A 19633-nucleotide genomic window follows, 5' to 3' on the forward strand; every position below is an offset into this window, starting at 1 on the left:
ACAACACATTCCAAATATTGGAAATAATGTGCGTCCTTACAGAGAGGTATCGGATGCTAAATCTCACTCGCCGTAACTTTGAGGGGCGGCGAACTCGTCTCGCGATTACCGCGCTGCTGGGCGCCACTGTTCTCGCCCTGTCATCCTGCTCCGCGCAACCGGAGACTGGATCAAACCTTGACCTGAACGCCGACCCGAAGTCGGTCACCGGCACCGTCACCGTCATGGTTCCTCCGGACGAACTCACGGCGCAGAACATCGCCGATTTTAACGAGCAATATCCCAACATCAAGGTCGAGCAGGTCGATGAGGACCCGGTCAAACTGAAGGCTTTGCAGGCCGCCGGGGACCCGCCGGACATCTGGCGCCCCACGGGCCCGCAAATCCCTGCCTTGGTCGCGCAGGGGCAGTTGCTCGACCTGACCGACGCGCTCCGCGCCTCCGGGATGGACGACGCATCCACCTACCCTGCCGCACAGCTCTACACCGTGAACGATAGGCAGTACGGGGCGCCCAAGGACTGGTCCCCCGATTTCACAATCTTCGTCAACAACAAGCTCTTTCAGGAAGCCGGGATACCGATTCCTGACCCAAAGGTGCCGCTGTCATGGACACAGATCGGTGAGCTTGCCCGCAAGCTCACCGTCAAGGCCGGCGAAGCGACGTCGCAATTGGGGCTCACCGGGTCCTGGGAGTTGCTTGGCCCGGCGCGAACCATCCAGGTCGCGCTGGCAGAGGGGGGTGAGTCGCTCTACTCGGACGACGACAAGTCGATCGTCCTAACTTCAAACCCGCGTGCCGTAAATGCTTTGAAATTCATAGCCGATCTGGCAAAGGACGGCGCAACACACAGCCCACTCAATCCTTCGGCGACGTGGGGCGGCGATGAGTTCATGAAGGGCAAGGTAGCCATGGTCAACTTCGGCTACTGGTTCAACGCGCAAATCAACTCCGGCAAGACAGCCGTGGGAACCGACTACACCCTGCTGCCTGCGCCTTACTGGAGCGATGCGAACGCACGAATCAACCCCACCGTCAGCGCCACCGGGTGGGTAATTTCCTCCAAGTCAAAGAACGCGCAAGCGGCACTGGAACTCCTGAAGTGGTACATAGCCGGCCCGCAGGCGGTCGAGCGAGCACAGGCCGGCTGGGGATTCCCAGCCCTGAAAGCTTATAGCGAGCACCTTCCACAAGACACCCCCATCGACAAGAAGGTGCTAGAGGTGGCCAATTCCGAGGCCAAGGTGTCTCCGTCGCTCAGCTTCAACCGTTACTACGACGACGGAGCATTCACCAACAGCTACAGCAAGCACCTGCAGGACTACATCAAGGGGCAGATCGACATCAACGAGTTCGCGAGCCAGATCGAAAAGGACGTGAACACGACGATCGCCGACGGCGTATCAGCGGTCGAATGAGCATCGGCGGGGCGGACACGCGAGGCCGTGTCCGCCCCTCCATCCGGCAACCCACACGACAGGACACGATTAAAATGACGTTACTTAGGCCTCGTCCACCACTTGAGCGGCCTCGGAGGCCACTTAGAACCCGCGCGCCGCACGCGCTGACGGATTACCGGCGACGTGATGACGCCAAGTGGTTCCGTATCCTTACTCTTCCTTGGCTGGCGGGGTTCGTATTGCTGGGGGTAGCGCCGCTGGTCGTCGGTCTCGTGATCTCGTTGACGAACTACAACGGCATCAGCCCCGACCTTGCACGTTTTGTCGGGTTCAACAACTACATCCGGGCTTTCAGCGACCCGAATGTCGGTGAGGCTGCGGCGCGCACCGCAGTTTTTGTGCTCAGCTACGTTCCACTGAATTTCCTCGTAGCACTCTCACTGGCCTTGCTCATCAACGCAGGACCCCACGTTCGCGGCTTGTTCAGGTCCCTTTACTACCTGCCGAGCGTGATTCCGGTGGTAGGAGCCGCCTACATTTGGCGTGCGCTGTTCAACCAGGACACGGGAGTGATCAACACCGCGCTCCGTGCAATTAACCCTTCCTGGGGCGTGGCTTGGTTCAGCGATTTCGCAACCTCGTCCCTCGTCTCCATGTCCTTGTGGCTGGGGCTCGGGCTCGGCACCGTCATGTACCTTGCTGCGTTGCAGAACGTGCCGGTTGAGCTCGAGCAGGCCGCGCTGGTGGACGGAGCAGGCTACTTCTCGAGGCTGCGGCACATCGTATTTCCGCTCATCTCGCCAGTCGCGTTCTTCCAGATCTTGTTGGCGTTGATCTACGCCCTCGGCGTGGTGGTGGAGCCTATCCTGCTAGCTACGTCGTCGCCAATCGCTCCAGCCAGCGTGCCGAACGACAATCTGCTGCTTCCGGTATACACGTACCAACAGATGTTCACCGAGCAGCGCTTCGGGTACGCGTCTGCTTTGCTCTGGATCACTTTCGCGGGGTCCGTCGCCATCACCCTTCTGCTTTTCGCGACTCGACGATTTTGGGTTCACAGCGAAAGTGGGAACCTGTGATGAGCGGACTTCGAATTGGCCGTGCCCGATACATGCCGGGGGCACGTCGGCGGTCGTTGATCCTACCCCTGGTGGTGATCGGCGTCGTTCTCGTGGCTCCGATTGCGGTGCTCGCGTTCATCAGTTTCTCGCCTGACGGGTCAATTCGTTCGACCCTGGTATCGATCGACAACTTCGCGACCGCGTTCGCACGGATGGACCTGCTCCGGTACGCGTGGAACTCTGTAGTGGTTGCTGTGGTGTATACGGTCCCCGTGGTAGCGTCCAGCTTCTGCGCAGGTTACGCGTTCGCTCGGTTGAAGGCCCGCGGCTCCAGGACGCTCTTCGGGGTCATCGTGGCAACGATGCTCGTACCAATCTTTGTGTACCTCATCCCGTTGTTTGTGCTGTACTCCCGCCTAGGCTTGACCAATACGGTCGTTCCCTGGCTGCTTTGGGGAGTGGCGGGAAACGCCTTCTACATTTTCCTCTTTAGGCAGTTCTTCGACTCATTCCCTCTAGAACTCGAGGAGGCTGCGATGATCGATGGTTTGGGCCGATGGGGAATCATTACGAAGATCGTGGTGCCAAATTCCCGGACGGCCATCGCCACTGTGACGATCCTTGCAATTACCTATATTTGGGGCGAGGTGCTCGTACAGAGCATTCTGCTCTACAGCCAACCTGCGCAAACACTCTCTGTCCGGCTGGCGACCGGGGTGCTCAACACTCAGGGCAACGCCGTTCTCACCGGTCCAACTCTTGCCGCAGTGCTGCTGTACGTGCTGCCGCCCGTCGTTGCCTTCATCGTGTTCCAACGCCAGATCCTGCAGGGCGTTGCGACGACGGGACTCAAGTAGCGGAATACTGCCCAAGCTCGAGGCCGTGAAACGGGAACGAGCAGTAGCCCCGGCGTGTGCAATTGAACTCCTTCACCCCTTTGCCCCCTCCATGCCCATGGAAGGCTGCCAACCTTTACCAGCTGGCAGCCTTCGTAGGCTCGAAAGTGACCTCTCAAGCCGACCAGTTTCCTGCAAAGTAGCCTGGCAGTCCAGCAAAGGTCGCCGGTCAAGTGCCGGCAAGTGGGCCGAGCCGGGAGGGAATTGCTGAATCCACAGCACCGGCCCTGCAATCCCAATTTCAACAGACCCCAACTCATCGAATGTGCCGACAACTAGGACCTAGGGGAGAAGTCTAACCATGAGCAGTGGACGTAATGAGGTCGTCCTGTCAGCTGACAGTTCGCCCTCGGGCAGGGAACTGCCGAACCCGGCTGCGAAGATGCGGGACGTCGCCATGGCCGCCGGTGTGTCCCGTGCCACCGTTTCAAATTTCCTCAACAAACCCCATGTGGTGGCGGCGACGACGAGATTTCGCATTGAACGAGCCATCCGCGAAGTGAACTTCCAGCCGGATGAGTACGCCCGTCAGCCGCGCGCTCGGCGCAGGCCCAACTGGAAAAAGTTAGAAGGACAGCTGAGCTACAACGAGGGAACATGCCAGCAAGAAGGCGCGCCGGAGGGCAGAGTTATACCTGGCCAGGAGAAAATCCGCCTACCGGTCGACGTTAGGCCCGGCGAACATGTCACCGTACAAGTGGGACCCGAAGTACTTTCGGGCCTGGTGGATGCAGTAATGCCAGACAACTCGTACTTCTGGGTCCGGGCAGACAACGGAATGGGCCGTCGGCTGATCGATGCTTCGACAGTGACCACCATCGACTTGACCGGCGGGTGAGCGGCCACACTGCGCCGTTCAATCCCTGTTAACTCGACCGTCGGAGCTACCTGCGAGGATGGGGCGAAGTACTCCTGCCGATAGTCCCGCCCGCACCAGCGGACCTGCTTCCCAGCCAGATTCGCGCGCAGTTTTTCAGACTTTGATAGTTCTTCCGTCCGTGCTTGATCGTGGTCCTGAACTCCGGGCTCCTTCTAAACTACAGGCGCGTCTGTCCGCGGTACTTCGAGTTCATCTTGCGCAGTTAAGGGCGCTGCTGGTGCTGTCACAGCGCCGTGAGGCCGCCGTCAACAGTGAAGAGACCCCCTGTGGCATATGCTGATTCGTCGCTGGCGAGGTAGACCATGATGCCTTCGACGTCGGCAGCGGTCCCTGCCCGGCCGAGCATGGTCGAGTTAACGAGCCCGGCACGGAGGGTAGGGTCGTCGGCGATGGTTTGCACGAGGGGGGTTTCGGTGTATCCAGGGACGACCGTGTTTACCCGGATTCCTTCTTGGGCGTAGTCGGCCGCGACGACCCGTGCCAGGCCGTGAACGCCGGCCTTTGAGCTCGAATAAGCGGTGAAGGTTTGACCGCAGGCCACGACGGCGGTCGGGCTGCCCGTGCAGATGATCGATCCTCCCCTGCCCTGAAGGGCCCGTACTGCGTGCTTTAGGGTAAGGAACGTTCCGCGATGGTTGATGGCTACGGTCTTTTCCCAGACTTCCAAGGCCAGCTCGCCCACCTTGGCATCCTGCCCGAAAAGCTGGACGCCAGCATTAGCCACAACTATGTGCAACTCACCGTCGGCTGTAATGGCTGCGTAGGCAGCTTCGACACTCTGCTCATCGGAGATATCAACGGCCAGAGCGGTCGCCCGGTCGCTGCCGCTGGCTGAGGCTGCCTTCTTTGCGGCATCGACATTGATGTCAGCGAAGTAGACGCGGGCACCTTCAGCGGTAAAGCGCTGCGCCACTGCCAAGCCGATACCGGATCCGGCACCGGTAACGAGAGCGGTCTTGCCTTCGAGCCTGTTGGACATCGTGTTCCTCTTTTCGTGTTGGGTCAGCTGAGCGGCCGGGTAAGGGCAGACCAAGCTGGGAGATGAAGGCCGTGTGGGTACCCGTCTTCAAGTTTTACGGCTGTACTGAGTGGTCGCGGAGTCAGGTTGGCCGCGAAGAGCAGCACCTTGCTTCCCGATACCACTGGGTAAAGCACAAGGCCGGCAACGTCTCCTTCGACGTGCAGCACGTCCGCACCACGGAGGGTGGCCAGTTGCGACAGGATTGCGAACGCAGGGGTTGCGGCTCCTCCTTCGGTGACGAGACCTCTCGGTCCACTGGCTTCGAAGTAACTAATGGATTCAACGCCGGGCAGCGTCAGGGCATTGATGCTGCCCAGGAGCCAGGCGGCGGTGAACTCCTCTGCTTGAAGCGGGTCGGCGGTCATGGCCTCCAAGGTAGCGGGATCGTAGGCGCCGCGGGTGGAGACTGCGTTGAAGCGTGCTTTCAGCGTTACGGGGCCGATGTGCAGCGGTTGGCCGGACCCGAGCCGGAGGGCGTTCAATGCCGTCTCGCGCTGCATGGGGAGGCTTTCAATGATGTGCGGTACTTCGGTGGCGTGCATCTGGGGTGTGAGGCTGTACGTGATTGCTTCGGCGTCCGGCCGGATGGAGTACCGGCTACGGTTGAGCTCGGTAAAGTGGGCGCGGGTGCCGGACAGCACTGCACTGGAAAGTCCGCGTCTTTTCACTGCAACAAGCAACTGCTCCCAAAGATCTGGTTCCGTGACGTGCCCATGGGAGCTGAACACGCTGATCCGTGCTGCGCTATCCAGGGGCAGCAGGTCCACGAGCGGGGGTATGTCCCCGGGGCCGTCCGCGATGATCCGCACGTCCAGCGCGGTCCCAAGCATCATGGCCTGATGTCTGGCCTGAACCAGCAGCTCTGCAGCTACGGCGAAATCGCCGCCAGGCACTTCAACGATCAGGGCTGCAAGGCCGGGCACGGGGGCTAGTTCAATCGCCGCTGTGGAAGCGGACGTACCGAGAGCCGGCACGCGCGCCCGCGCTTCCCTTCGCACTGTCGGTATGCCCGTTACGTACCGTGGGGCAGGGCAGGTAGTTATTCCCGTGCGGGGTTTAGCGCTGAGGCGGATGGCCTGGTGGGTTTGGTCGCCGGTGTGCACGCTGACCGGGAAGGGCCGGGACAAGGGAGGACTGTAGGTCTTGAAGGAAGCATCCGTCCAGTTTCTCTGGTCTTCAGTTTCGAACACGTCGCCGGTGAACTCCAACCGGAACGCTGTGCCGTCCCGTTCCCAGCTCATGGCGGCGATATCGGTTAGCGGTTGATGCGGGCTGATGTCCGTGGGAAAGGCGCCCTTGGTCAGAGTGCCGTCCGGTGACGTGACGATGATGTCACGGCCAGCGTCATCGGACCTGTGCAGGACGACAAGACCCACGCGGTTACTGCTGAAATGTTGGGTCGCAGTGCCGACGAAGGTCACAAGCAGATCATCGTCGGAAGCCTGAAGAGTCAGTGCGGCGGCGTATTCGCAGCCGAAGCTGGCGAACCGTATGCGGAGTGTTTGGGTGGAAGTTGCTCCGTCATGGGAGCCGGTGGCAGATTCAATACAGGGGGTTAAAGTTCTCCAGTCATAGTCCCGGACCACTGCCCGGATGCCTCTCAGGACTGGATGCCCCAGGTATTCAATATCAGCAATTTCGTCCCCACGTAGTTGAAGCTGCCAGGGTCCGTGGCCAAATGACCGGTTCCGTTCGAAAAGCCGGGACTTGTTCTCGGCAAGCATTATCAAACCTTCTTGGCGAACTGATCCAGCTTGTGAAAGAAGTCTTCGAGGAGCCACCGCGAATCAATGGACTCAGCCACCCGCACCGTTCTATTGACAAAATCAGCGTCAACAGTGCGGTAGGGCTTAAGCGGGCCTTCCAAGACAGAGGTGCCGTCCGACGGAATCATCTGGCAATCTGCCGTGAAACGACGACGCGGCCAGTCCCTCCACATCGCACCTGAGGGGTTCATCACGACGCCGATCGCCGGGCTGTCGCCAAGCGTGCGGTATTCCATGTTGAGCCCATGCGCCGCGTTGAAATCGATAAGTTGCTGCGCGAGGTAATCTCCGAGCGGCCCGCAGGGCCGTACTCTGCCTTCGAGCTCCGCGTAGCCGACACTAACCATGGTGTACACGCTCATGGGAATCTGCCAGATCGTGAGCCTGGAACTGAAGACCACGTTCGCTGCATTGACGTCATTGCTGAGGTTGAACTCGTTGGAGTACTCGTGGACTGTCCCACCATAGGGGGGACCGCCGATCCACACGACGACGACGTCACGATCCTGAATGGATGGTTCTTCGAGGATTGCCGATGCCATGTCCGTCAGCGGACCCAGAAAGGCCACAAATAAGCGTTCGTCGCTCTCAAACGCCTCGTCGATGATCAATCGGGAGCCCGCGGAGGGTACGGCGGTGAACTCGTCCGGGAGCGCAGTATCTGCGCCGTCGGCGACTACGATCGTATCTCTTAGGCGGAGGTAGTCCAGGAGCAGGTCTACTTCTTCGCGCGATTGAGCCCGGCTCGTGTGTGTTCGGGACGTTCCAAAATGCGCTGGAATCACTCCCCGGATGTCCAGACTTGGAGAAAGCAGTCCTTGGACGATCGCGAACTGATCGTCCGCCTCATTCTTGGCGTCGGTGTTGATGATCAATCTGCGTTTCAGCACTGAAACTCCTATGCATTGATGGTCCATATATGGGCAGCGTTCTTCGTCCGTTGAGTTACGCTCCACGGCAATTAATGTCGACGATAGATGACAGTTTCGTAGCAGCCGGAGCAACGACGTGGGCAGTAATCTCTGCTGCGGCGATGAAGGCTTGCTTTGGAAGCTCCGGCGACTCTTCCAAATACTAACGAGCTTTTCAATCTAATGGAACCGGTTGCGCCAGACTGAGCAGACGGCACCTGGTGCTGATCGCTTTACGGGCTCGCGTGCGGCCTGCCATTATCACTGAACTGGGGTAGCTACTGAACCGCGGTCGACCGCTTCGTGTCACGTGTCTGCCTGGTCCGAAGTTCCCAGAGAACTGCTACGGCCAGGGCAACGAACATCGCGGTTGCGCCCCAAAACGGCAGCGCTTCAATGCTTGATTGTTCGATTGCGATTCCGCCCATGAAGGCCCCACCTGCAATGCCAACGTTAAAAGCCGTTGTCTGCAAGGCGGCGGCAACGTTCCGGGCGCGCGGCGAAGCCGTCCACATCATCCGTGTCTGCAGCATGACAGGTACCCCGCCAAATACCGCCCCCATCGCGGCCGAAAGAATCCAAACGGCTGGCTGGAATCCGGCGGCCACCGGCATGGCACATAGCAGGCCGACCAGCACCACGAGGGCACCGAGGAACAGGCGTACGGGGAACCTGCTATATAGGGCACCGGTCAGCGCGACTCCAAGGGCGCTCGCCACACCCCCGCAGAAGAGCATGACCGGGACAACGGCAGGGGGGATATGGACTACGTCCAGCAGCCATACGACGCTGAATGTGCCAAAACTAACCTGTGCAGCGACTACCAGGAGGATAAGGAGGCACACAACCAGCACAGCCAGCAGAGTGGGATCCTGACGTACCGGAGGTAGGGCCTCCCTTTCGGATCTTGCTGCTGGTTTTGCTATAGCCGGCAACTTCCAGGCCATCAGCAGACAGACCACCAGGACGAACGCGGCTAACACTGCGAAGGAGGTCCGCCACCCGAAGGCCTGGCCCAACGCGTTTCCCAACGGAATGCCCAGCACACCGGAAACAGAGCCGCCCGCTGCAGTGATGGCGGTAGCCTTTCCAAGCTGTAAATGACCGACCAAATGCGCTGGGTAAGCTGCGACCACCGACCAGAAGGCGCCGTGCGCCAACGCTCCCAAAACGCGGGCGGCAAGAAGAAATTCAAAGGTTGGCGAGAGGAAGGTTGCTAGATTGCCGATCCCGATGAAGGCGAAGGCGATCAGAACCATTGTTTTGCGTGGGACCCGTCGGGTGAGTATGGCCAAGGGAACCGTGCTGAGCATCACCGTCAGCGCGAAGACGGTGATCAGACTTCCAAGTTCGGAGGGGGGACGGCCAAACTCTTCAGCAATCAGCGGGATAAGGCCGCCTGGAAGGAACTCCGTGGCCATCGAGATGAAAATCGCCGCCGAAAGTGCAAGCAGCCCATAAAGGGGGAACTTTTCCTGGGACCCTCGGGCGGCGGGTTGCTTTGCCTGGTCCGGCTTCGCGGAAGACGTCATCCTGTTTCCTCACAAGATTGAAGCAACCTGCCGCGATGACTGCGGATCAGTGGCATTGATGCCACGGCAGTGGATCGGAAGTGGTGAGCTGCAGACATTTCCCGTCGCGAGGGTATCGCGATATTGCCGATCTTCGCCCAGCCGACAGGGTGTGGAGGCCGGGAAGGACCGGCTGCAGCGCGCAGTTTCCGGCCCCGTGCTGCGCCGTCATGAACGCGGCTCAGCGAGGATTTCGGCTACACGCTTCCGCAAGGGCACCCTTGCGTTGACCCACGGTTCCGGGACCAGCGCGGTCCCGAGTGTATTGGCCGGTTGATTGAGGTACCGGCTGATTTTGTCTGCAACCTGGGCTTCACCTTCGGGGGTAACGCCAGTTTCGACGGCTGCATCGACCACAGCCGACCACGCGGCTGGCATGTAGTCAAGCACGTCGCGGATGGTCTCGACTGCCTGGCTCTCCGGGCTTGGCGTGGGATCAGCTACGTCCCAGGTGTGCCCGCCGTGTCCAACCGTCTGCGGCTCCGTAGTGCCTGGGACATGAACCTGCGCTGTCCCGCCCACCGGGACCTTCACGTCCAGCTTCAGTCGGCCGCCGGCGCGCTCCCACCGAACAGCGGCTTCCCCATAAGGGGTCAGGTGGCGGGCGGACGCCGAGGTAAGGGCAGCCGTGGGGTACGGACGAACGACCAGTTCACGGTAGCCGGGTGCGGCAGGTGCCAGTCCGGCCAGGCTGCGGTGCATCCAGTCGGCGACCGCGCCTAAGGCATAGTGGTTGAAAGATGTCATTCCCCCCGGGTTGACGCTGCCATCAGGCCGCATGCTGTCCCAGCGTTCCCAGATGGTGGTCGCCCCCATGGTGACCGGGTAGAGCCATGATGGGCAGCCCGTCTGCAACAAAAGCCTGTACGCAGTCTCCACGTGTCCCGTCGACGTCAGGGCGTCGCATACGAGGGGGGTGCCGACGAACCCTGTGCTGATACGGAATCCGCTCATGCGCACCAGGTCAGCCAGCTGCCGGCCCGCCTCCTCCCGTTGGTCTTCATTCGGCAGTAGCGCCCACTCCAAAGCCATGGCGTAAGCGGTCTGAGTGTCCGAGAGGATCCTGCCGGCGGGGGTCACGAAATTCCGGGCAAAGGTGGCACGCACTTCGTCGGCCAGTTTGGCGTACCTTGCCGCTTCTTGGTCTCGTCCGAGCACTGCCGCTGCCTTACTCAGCACTTCCGCGGAGCGCGCAAAGTGAGCCGTTGCAACAACGTCGGGATCTGTTTGGGCGCGAGCGGCATCTTCCGGCGGCGCGCTGGGGTCCAGCCAGTCCCCGTACTGGTATCCCCCGGCCCACAACCGGCTGGGGCCTGCCAACGTGGCAACCTTCTCCACCCATCCGCACATGCTCGCAAACTGCTGTTCAAGGATCTGCGGGTCCCCCTTCCGCTGGTAAAGCGTCCAGGGAATAAGTACCGCCGCGTCACCCCATGCCGCAGTGGGGGCATTGGTGAAATCCGAATGGACGACGTCGGGGATGACATGTGGAACTGATCCGTCAGGCAACTGCTCAGCGGCAAGATCGGCGAGCCAGGAGTTCAGGAAACCTGCGGTATCGAAAAGGAACGAGGCTGTGGGAGCGAAGATCTGGATATCTCCCGTCCAGCCGAGGCGCTCGTCACGCTGGGGGCAGTCAGTGGGCACATCGAGAAAGTTGCCCCGGATGCTCCACACGACATTCTCGTGGAGCCTGTTAAGCAGTTCATTGGACGAGGAGAACCACCCGGCGCGTCTCAGATCCGATCCAATAACAACGGCCTCGATGTCTTCTGCGTTGAGGCCGGGTACGCCCGTGACCTCCGCATATCGGAAGCCGTGAAAGGTGAGAGAAGGCTCGAGTGTTTCCTGGGACGCGCCGGAAACGATGTAGGAGTCTGTTGCTTTGGCTGAACGCAGTGGTTCGGTGCATAGTTCGCCGTTTTCCAGTATCTCCGCATGGCGGATAACAACTTCACTTCCTGCCGGAAGGCTGTGTACCCGAAGCCGGATCCAGCCGACAAGGTTCTGGCCAAAGTCCACCAGCGTTCGCCCGGAGGGAGAGATGAAGACTGATAGCGCCGGCAACACTTCCGTGGGCCGCACAGCGGGCCCTTCTTGGGCTACGAGCCGCGAAAGGTCGGCTTTGATCACCTCGACCGATCGGACTGCTGAGGCTTTATCGTTGGTGGTTCGGAGGTCGGTGCGCTGTCCGTCATACAGGTCGTCGGCCAGGATGTTGCTCTCCCGGGCGGTCCAGGAGCCGTCGGACAGCAGGACATAGATGCCGCCGTCGGCTGTGGTGACCTCCAGTTGGGCCAGTACTGCAAGCCGGTTCCCGTAGAGGGCGCGCTTGTTTTCAAAGCCGAGCCGCCCGCGATACCAGCCGTTCCCGAGCAGCATTTCCAAAGTATTGGTACCAGTCCGCATCAACGCCGTGACGTCGTAGGCGTGGTAGCGAAGGCGGTGTTCGTAGGAGGTCCAGCCGGGAGCCAGGACGCTGTCGTCGATCCGGTGACCATTTAGGGTTGCGGTGTAAATTCCGTGGGCGGTTGCATAGAGGCGGGCCTTGCTGATGTCGGCGGGCACCTCCATTGAACCCGACAAAATGGGCGCGGGCATATCCTCCCCTCCTATGCCAACGGGGCTGACGAAACTCGCCGTCCAGTCCCCGGCATCGAGGAGTCCGGCTTCGACAACAGACGGCCCGCTCCATGCGCTCCAGTCTTGGCCGTGCGCAACCCGAACACGCACGCGCGCTTCTTCACGCGATACCAGCGCCGGCGCCGGCCACGGAACCAGAACCTGATCGTGGCTTACGATTCGGTAGACCTCCGCCTTGCCTTCACGGCTGATCTCAACCTCATAGGCAGTCTGTGAATAGTTGGCGTCGGCGTCCGGCACCGACCATGAGAGTCGGGGAGTCCCCGTTCCAATTCCGAGTACGGGACCCGTGTCGGTGCGGTGCTCAAAGCGGGGGGCCTCGGGAGCGGCAGCCATTGCCATGAAGTCTCCATTAGGGGTTGTTTTTGGTTGCGGACCTTCTGTGTCAAAGGTTCCACATTGATAGCCTGGAACTAAAAGCTGGGCGGAACCGAGGAGTTATCCGGATGTAATTGGCTGTTGGCCATCCGGTAGCGCATACCTGCGTCCAGGAGCTTGGGCTCAATCCAGACTTCGTAATTTTCTGCTGACGAATACAATTCCCGCTCATGCGCTCCGTCGGACGCTATCCAGAGCAGGCTTGAGTCTGGCATGGCTTCTTCGACGGTTCCAGAGCGGACAGTCGTGCCGTTGATTCTTATCTCCACCGGAGCACCAATGAGTCGGCTCCATTCCCTTTCGGGGTACTTGTACATCTGATTCTCTCTATAAGTTGCTCAAGTGGCTAAGTGCCGGCCGCCGGTTGATTCTTTGATCGGGAGCCTCAAGAAGCGGCAGGTGTTGAGGCAGCGCGCAGAACGGCATCCAAACGGTTCATCGGCGATGTCGAGTGCGTGTCATATGAGTAAAAGCCCTGACCGGATTTCGCACCCAACTCCCCTTGCACAACCCGGGACGAAATTTCCTCCGGAGCGGACGCCTCCACGCTGAGCAGCGGAAAGAGACGCCCTGTTACCGCCTGCCATATGTCGAGTCCTCCGCGGTCCATGACCTCAAAGGGACCGGCAAGCGCCCACCGGGGTCCGATGCCATGGACAACTGCTGCATCAATCTCTTCAGCGGACGCTATGCCGTTTCGAAGTAGCCACACAGCTTCACGAACAAGTGCCGCCTGCAACCGATTAGCGATAAAACCGTCAACTTCCCGGCTCAGGGGCACGACTACCTTGCCTGCCTCTTCAAGAAGCGCCCTGGTTATTGTCACTGCAGATGCAGCAGTCGTTGCGTGTGGCACCAACTCCACGAGCGGAACGACGTCTGCCGGGTGGAAGAAATGCGCTACGAGTATGGCCTCCGGGTGAACCAATCCCTCGGCCAGCTGACCGGGACGGAAGGTGGAAGTGTTGGATGCCACGGGAACTGCACCCGCCAAATCCTGAATTTGACGGAGAAGCGCCTGCTTGGCGCTCAATTGCTCAGAAATGGCCTCGAAAACGATTTCTGCACCCATGAGACAGGAAGACAGGTCTAAGCAGACTTCAATGCCCGGAAGTTCTGGCAGATTGGAAACCCGCTCATCGTAGATCCGTACGGAGCGCCCCATGCCCGCGAAGAGCCGGGCGATGGCGAGGCCCATGGTCCCCGCACCGATCACCGCAACACTGCTGATTGGGGGCTGGGCTAAGGCTTCGTTGGCCATCAGTACCTCTTTCGATGCTCAAGTCGGTGTCGTGCTTGGTTGTTTTAGTGCAAACCAATCTGGTTGCCCTCAGTTTTAGGCCCGCCCTTGACTGCGCATCGCCCGTAAACGCGTAAGAAGCAGGAAGCACTGCCCCGGGCACTCAGCTCAGCGCGCGCGACAACGCTTGCGTCACGGACCGACCTCGCTCCCAGTCCCCAGCCTGATTGGTGAAGTAAGCGAAGCCGACCTTGAAGTATGGGTCCGCGAACGCCACCTGTCCCAGGGCGCCGTCGTGGCCAAAGGAGTACTCCGTCAGATAAGGGGCCCAATGCGAGGGGATCATGACTCCGGCGCCAAAGCTCTGATACGGCGGCGGTCCTCCGAAGACTGGCGCGCCCATGCTACGCGGCTTGCGCAACTCGTCTACGGACGCATCCGAAAGTAAGCGAACCCCCTCGGTTTCCACAACGGAGGCAGAATAGATCTTCGCCACAGCATCAGCGGAAGCGAAACCATTGACGCCAGGCATCTCCGCGCGCCGGCTCTCGGCGGACTCCACCAGTTCAGGAAAACCAACTCCCGAGCCAAGATTCACAGCCCGCTCCAACCAATAGGTATTGGGGTTGGAAGTAACGGGGGCAGCGGGGCATGCCTCCGGCACAATTGAAGCGACCCTGTCGTCATATTCTTCAGGAAGCCCGATCCAGGCGTCGGCGGATAGAGGCCGCGCCATGTCTTGGGCGAATAGGCTGCCAAGAGATCGTCCCGTTGCAAGGAACGCGAGCTTTGCGGTCAGGGCGCCGTGGGTGATGTTGTGGTATTGATAGCCTTGGCCGGGTGTCCATAGTGGTTCCTGCGCGGCAAGAACATCCGCGGTTGCAATTGAGTCCAGGTAGACAGCCTTCGGCAAGGTCTCCCGTGGGGCAGAAAGGCCTGCCCTGTGAGCTAAAACGTTGCCGATAGATAGTTTTCCCTTGCCGTGGGCGGCGAACTCCGGCCAGAATTCGCCGATCTCCGTATCGTACCCAGGCATGATCCCGAGCTCTACCAGTCGAGCAATCACTAGAGAAGCCAGGCCTTTAGTAACCGAGGCAACAGGAATAAGCGTTTCGCTTGAGAACGGACGCATGCTTTCGTCGGCCGTGCCGGACGCCAGGGAGACGACCGGGGCTCCCTCCTTCCAGACTGAGAGGGCCGCGCCCGCACGTCGCCCGTCCGGAATAGTCGCAAAAAACGCTGAAGCAACGCCCTCGAAACCGGGCGCTACGTAGTTCGTATCGATTGCCATGACTTCCTTGCAGTAATTTCATTAATTTGAAGAGGCTGTCAATAATTAGAATGTTTAAATTCTATCCCGCCGTCACCGTCATTGGTCAACAGAGTCGAAATCCTCTGTCCGCCACTCGTCCTGCCATCTCAGCTCAGGAAAATCTCCGTCGAACGTAAAGGGCAGCCACACGTAGTCGGCTTGGGAAGTGTCGATGGCATTGAAATCTTCAGGTACGTCATCAGGAAGTGGAGTACCGGCAAATCGACGTTCAAACATGCCGCGCGCATCAGAATCTTCGGGACTGAGATCCGGACGCCACCTGTCGGCCATGGCAATGTAAAGGTCCGACTTGGTGGGGTGCTTGAAGACACAGCTGATCTGGCTCCGGAAGGACGTTTCGCTCGTATCCTCAACGTGGGGGTTGCCAAGAACCGTCCAGGGGCCGTGATAAGAGGGCGCGGAAGCGAGCTCCGAGGGGTTTGGGAAATACCCCGTTGTTCCTGAGGTGACCAGATAGTGCGTGCTCCCACGCTTGAAGTGCGCCGGCGCTTCCCGAACAGACGGTGGCGCCGGGTGGTGGAAATGCGTCGAGTAATACCCCGTGACTCCGGTGTAATCCTCGGTGAGGTCGGCACATATCATCTCGCTGTGTACGCGCTCAAAGTAGTAGTAGCCTTTCCCATCGCTTGGCCCAATGACCAGGTCGAAGTCGCCGGCGTTCATCCCGAGGGGCCGGACACCGCTTTCCACAATTTTGTATGGTCCCATGAAGGAATCGGCGGTCAGGATGGTGGACCGCTGGGCGTCGTCTCCCATAATTTTCAGCCAGCAGACGTACTTCTGGGATTGCCGGTTGAAGATGATGTGCGGGCGGTCCATGTAGCGGGCGGGATGCAGGGGCGACTCCTTATCGTCCTCGACGGGCGGGATGATCAGGCCCCTGTCTTCCCAGTTATAAAGATCCGTTGAGGAGTAGGCACGAACGCCCCAATGCCAGATGCCGCTTCCTGGCAGTGTGCGCTCTTTGTTTTCGCCGTACCAATAGAAGACCCCGTCCTCAATGTGCATCGACCCGCCGTGTGCCTGGATCCGGTTCCCGTTCGTGTCCAGCCAAGCCTGACCCGGCCTAATGCTGTTATATGTCGCGGTCATCAGTCTTTTCGTTGTTGATGTGATCAGAGGTCAAAATCGAAGCGGCACGTGGCAGTACCGATGGCGGTCCTGTAGGACTATGCAAAAAACCCGCGGCTGCGTCCGTCAATGAGAGCGTCGGACATAATGGCCAGTGTGTCGGTTACCCGTATGTCGTCAGAGGAGCTTCCCACCATGATGTCTACTTCTCCGGCTTCCACCCGCCACTGCATGTCGACGTCGAGAAAGGCCAGTTGGCTGATATCGAGATGGAATTCAACCTGGGCAGTCTGCCCCGGCTCGAGGTGGAGGCGGCGGAAGCCGGCGAGTTCCAGGACGGGCCTCGAAACCGTGGCGAACCGGTCACTGACGTACAGCTGTACGACCTCGGTCCCGGACCGGTCGCCGCTGTTCGTCACTGTAAGAGAGATGTTAACCGTATCGCCGCTTTCGACCTCATGCTTCGACAGGGTCAGGGACGAGTAGTCAAAGGTGGTGTAGGAGAGCCCGTGGCCAAAGAAGAATCGCGGCTCATGGGGCGCATCGACGTAACCAGGAAACCCAACGCTCTCTCCTTGGTTCCAAGCCGACCCGTGAGGGTGGTTGTAGTAGACCGGGACCTGGCCGGCGTTGCGTGCGATGCTGACCGGGAGCCGCCCGCTGGGATTATAAGCGCCGGTGAGGACATCCACTATCGCCTCGGCGCCGCCTTCGGCCGGACTCCAGGCTTCGAGGAGGGCAGCCAAATGAGTGTCTGCCGCGTCGCTGGACACCGGCCGACCGTCGAGGTGGACGCCGATTATCGGCTTGCCGAGCTTGGCGAGCTTGACGATCAGGTCGTCCTGACAGCGCGGCAGATTGATGTCCGTTGCATCAATGCCTTCACCCGTCGACGCGATGGAGGCCGTGCCGTGTTTGCCTCCGAGTGTTACGAGCACGACGTCGGCCCCCTCGGCAAGGGCGATGGCTTCGTCGTGTCCGGAGTCGTCGCCGCCGGCAATTGGGTACCCGTACGCCCAACTCACTTCCGTCTCGGGTAGCCGGACGCGAAGCTCGTCGAGGAGGCTGCGGATGCCGGGTTGCTGCTGCAGCAGCAGTTCCTCGAACGCCGGGCCCTCGGACGCCTCGATGGTGGTGCCTGGAACGGCGTTGGTAACGGTCTGATAATCTTCGCTGCTGGTGGTGAGACCGGCCATCGAGGAGTTGACGGCGAGTTTTCCCTCAGCCATGGAGTAGTGGGTGTAGCCACCGAAAAAGTATCGGGCAGTTGCCGCATGGCAGCCGATGACGGCAAGAGTCCGCACGTCCCGCCGCAACGGCAGTGTGCCATCATTCTGCAAGAGGACCAGAGATTCCCGTGCAGACTGGACAGCCACAGCCTTGTCCGCGGGCAACTGGAATGAAGCGTCCCGCTCGGCGGGGTACGGAGCGAAGGGTTGCTCAAAGAGCCCCATTCGAAACTTCGCGGAGAGAACGCGGTGAACTGCCCGGTCGAGGAGCGCAACGTCGGCGCGTCCGTCCTCGAACCACTCCCGCAGTTCGGGACCGAAGCCCTGGGGCACGTGGAGCTCAACGTCCATCCCCGCGCGCAGGGCAGCCAGACCGGCATGTGCCGGGGATTGCGCAACACGCTGAACCGTGTGAAGGTTTCCAACGGCGCCGTAGTCAGAGACCAGCAAGCCGTCAAAACCCATCTGTTCCCGCAGCACCGTCTTGAGAAGCCGGGCGGAGGCAGACACCGGCTCACCGCTGACAGAATTGTAGGAAGGCATGACACCCCGGAGTCCGGCGAGGGTAATCGCTGCCTGGAAGGGTTTGCCGTACAGCTCCATGAGGAGACGGTCGGGGACGTTGCAGTGCGCCCCGTGGATGCCACCCTCAGTGTGGTGCGATCCAACAAAGTGCTTGGCCACCGCGTCAGTACGACGACCTGACGCGTCTTCTCCCTGGAGCCCTTTGGTGTGAGCTACGCCCAGAGCGGCTGCAAGGGTAGGGTCCTCACCATATGTTTCACCCTGTCTCCCCATCCTCGGATCCCGGGAGACGTCCAGGACAGGCGCCAAGGTATGCGTGATGCCAACTGCCCGTTCCTGCCGGCCGACAATGTTACCAATCTCCCGCTCCAGGCCAATATTCCAGCCAGCGGCCCGTCCGAGGCCGGAGGGGAAGCTGGTTGCTCCCGGAAGATACGCACCGCAGAGCCCTTCCATGTGAAAAATCGCCGGGATCCCGTGCCCCGAGCCCTCCATGGCTTTCGTCTGGACGCTTCGCTGGAACGCGGTGACCTCATCCAGGGTGAGCGCGGATCTTGCCTCCAGGCACGACACCTCGCCGATGCCATTGGGGAATCGTTCAGGGAACTCTTCTGTCTGCGTGATGTCCATCGGGAAGTAGCAGGAGACCTGTGCCATCTTCTCGTCAAGGCTGAGCTTTCTCAGCAGCAGGTCAGCCCGGTCGCCTGCGGTCAACCGCTCGTCCATCCATGGCTTCGTTGCGTACGTGCTCATGCTCATGCCTAGGTCCTCCGTTTACCAGTGGTCATGCCCTGCGGAGAACGCTTGCGCCGCGGGCTGGAACGGCGGGCGTACCGCCGCGCCGGACGACAGGGCGCCGGACTTCGAGTGTCGCACTGCACGCTGTCTGTTCAACTTCGTGCACCACGTCGGCCGTCAACGACCTTCTTGAGCCTTGTTGACGAACCGGGTCCATCAATCCTAGGCTCGATGCAACAACTATTGCAATGGCATTTCAATAGATTGAACGAATAGATGCCCAAGGGCGGTACCGTCGGCGTCATAGGTGGCGCCGTCTCCCTACATAGTCTCAGGATTCCGGAGATTTTCTTGCCGCCTCTTTCCAGCCCGCAGGACCTCCGAACCGACGGGGAATTCTTTCCCCTGGGTATTGGGGAAGTTCCGTTGCTTTCATGGGCTCCAGTTTCTGGTCAGGAACAAGTCAGAATCGTCGTGATGGACGAAACGGAAACAGTCGTCAGCGATTCGGGAACCGTGGTTTCAAGAACGCCGCACCTGCGCGTTGACCTGCTGCTGCGGAGCCGGGCCAGCTACAAATGGAGGGTCCGCATTGCCGATGCGGATGGCCACTGGTCTCCGTGGAGCTTGTGGGCATTCTGGGAAACGCCGCTGCTTGACGATTCGGACTGGCAGGCGAAGTGGGTTTCGCGTTGGACGCCGGGGGAAACGCGTGTCATCACGTCGATTCACTCTGACACGGTCGACTGGATGGGACCGGGGAGCACCCTGGGTCAGTCATTTCACGCCACCGGTCCTGTCGCAGCAGTAAGCGCGTCGATCTTGACGGTGAAATCCCCTCAGATGTCATTGCCCGCATGCAACTGCGGGACAGCGCAGGTAATGTAGTTGCCCAGCGAGAGCTGGATGGAAGCTGGAACATCTGGGCGCGGTTCATGTGTTACCTCGAAGTAAGCCCGCCCTCGCCTCC

The 19633-nt window shown here is 60.3% G+C and carries 15 protein-coding genes; 5 read left to right on the forward strand and 10 right to left on the reverse strand.

Annotation, left to right across the window (positions count from 1 at the left end):
• Positions 1 to 53 precede the first annotated feature (53 nt).
• From QF047_RS10905 to QF047_RS10920, 4 genes are all read left to right on the forward strand, one after another.
• Entirely contained in the window at positions 54 to 1418 is a 1365-nt protein-coding gene (locus QF047_RS10905; protein WP_307276718.1) for an ABC transporter substrate-binding protein, read from the forward strand.
• Positions 1419 to 1681: 263 nt separating this feature from the next.
• A complete protein-coding gene (locus tag QF047_RS10910; RefSeq protein WP_307276721.1) occupies positions 1682 to 2479 on the forward strand; it encodes a carbohydrate ABC transporter permease in 798 nt (265 codons plus the stop codon).
• A gap of 71 nt (positions 2480 to 2550) precedes the next feature.
• Entirely contained in the window at positions 2551 to 3318 is a 768-nt protein-coding gene (locus QF047_RS10915; protein WP_307276724.1) for a carbohydrate ABC transporter permease, read from the forward strand.
• A 340-nt stretch (positions 3319 to 3658) separates the two neighbouring features.
• Entirely contained in the window at positions 3659 to 4195 is a 537-nt protein-coding gene (locus QF047_RS10920; RefSeq protein ID WP_307276727.1) for a LacI family DNA-binding transcriptional regulator, read from the forward strand.
• A 265-nt stretch (positions 4196 to 4460) separates the two neighbouring features.
• On the opposite strand, the gene QF047_RS10925 is transcribed toward QF047_RS10920, so the two are convergent.
• The 10 genes from QF047_RS10925 to QF047_RS10970 all read right to left on the reverse strand — a co-directional run bounded on the left by QF047_RS10925 (position 4461) and on the right by QF047_RS10970 (position 18678).
• On the reverse strand, positions 4461 to 5216 hold the full coding sequence (locus tag QF047_RS10925; RefSeq protein WP_307276730.1) for an SDR family NAD(P)-dependent oxidoreductase: 756 nt from the start codon (positions 5214 to 5216) through the stop codon (positions 4461 to 4463).
• 23 nt (positions 5217 to 5239) lie between these two features.
• Positions 5240 to 6634 (reverse strand): hypothetical protein, encoded by a 1395-nt coding sequence (locus QF047_RS10930; RefSeq protein WP_307276733.1) that lies wholly within the window; start codon positions 6632 to 6634, stop codon positions 5240 to 5242.
• A gap of 350 nt (positions 6635 to 6984) precedes the next feature.
• On the reverse strand, positions 6985 to 7914 hold the full coding sequence (locus tag QF047_RS10935; protein WP_307276735.1) for a nucleoside hydrolase: 930 nt from the start codon (positions 7912 to 7914) through the stop codon (positions 6985 to 6987).
• A 299-nt stretch (positions 7915 to 8213) separates the two neighbouring features.
• Positions 8214 to 9467, reverse strand: a complete 1254-nt coding sequence (locus tag QF047_RS10940; RefSeq protein ID WP_307276738.1) for an MFS transporter — start codon at positions 9465 to 9467, stop codon at positions 8214 to 8216.
• 207 nt (positions 9468 to 9674) lie between these two features.
• Positions 9675 to 12491, reverse strand: coding sequence for a family 78 glycoside hydrolase catalytic domain (locus QF047_RS10945; protein WP_307276741.1), 2817 nt, complete (start codon positions 12489 to 12491; stop codon positions 9675 to 9677).
• A gap of 71 nt (positions 12492 to 12562) precedes the next feature.
• A complete protein-coding gene (locus QF047_RS10950) occupies positions 12563 to 12844 on the reverse strand; it encodes a hypothetical protein (protein ID WP_307276742.1) in 282 nt (93 codons plus the stop codon).
• A gap of 68 nt (positions 12845 to 12912) precedes the next feature.
• Complete coding sequence (locus tag QF047_RS10955; protein ID WP_307276745.1) at positions 12913 to 13788, reverse strand: 3-hydroxyacyl-CoA dehydrogenase family protein; 876 nt, start codon at positions 13786 to 13788, stop codon at positions 12913 to 12915.
• Between the two features lie 142 nt (positions 13789 to 13930).
• Positions 13931 to 15058 carry a serine hydrolase domain-containing protein gene (locus tag QF047_RS10960; protein ID WP_307276748.1) on the reverse strand — a complete coding sequence of 376 codons (1128 nt, stop codon included), beginning with the start codon at positions 15056 to 15058 and terminating at the stop codon, positions 13931 to 13933.
• 78 nt (positions 15059 to 15136) lie between these two features.
• Complete coding sequence (locus QF047_RS10965) at positions 15137 to 16108, reverse strand: family 43 glycosylhydrolase (protein ID WP_307276750.1); 972 nt, start codon at positions 16106 to 16108, stop codon at positions 15137 to 15139.
• A gap of 161 nt (positions 16109 to 16269) precedes the next feature.
• Complete coding sequence (locus QF047_RS10970; RefSeq protein ID WP_307276753.1) at positions 16270 to 18678, reverse strand: glycoside hydrolase family 3 N-terminal domain-containing protein; 2409 nt, start codon at positions 18676 to 18678, stop codon at positions 16270 to 16272.
• A gap of 462 nt (positions 18679 to 19140) precedes the next feature.
• Here QF047_RS10970 and QF047_RS10975 point away from each other — a divergent pair, with 462 nt between their 5' ends.
• Complete coding sequence (locus tag QF047_RS10975) at positions 19141 to 19551, forward strand: hypothetical protein (RefSeq protein WP_307276756.1); 411 nt, start codon at positions 19141 to 19143, stop codon at positions 19549 to 19551.
• Positions 19552 to 19633 lie beyond the last annotated feature (82 nt).

Source organism: Arthrobacter sp. W4I7 (assembly GCF_030816215.1).
Taxonomy (GTDB): Bacteria; Actinomycetota; Actinomycetes; order Actinomycetales; family Micrococcaceae; genus Arthrobacter; species Arthrobacter siccitolerans_A.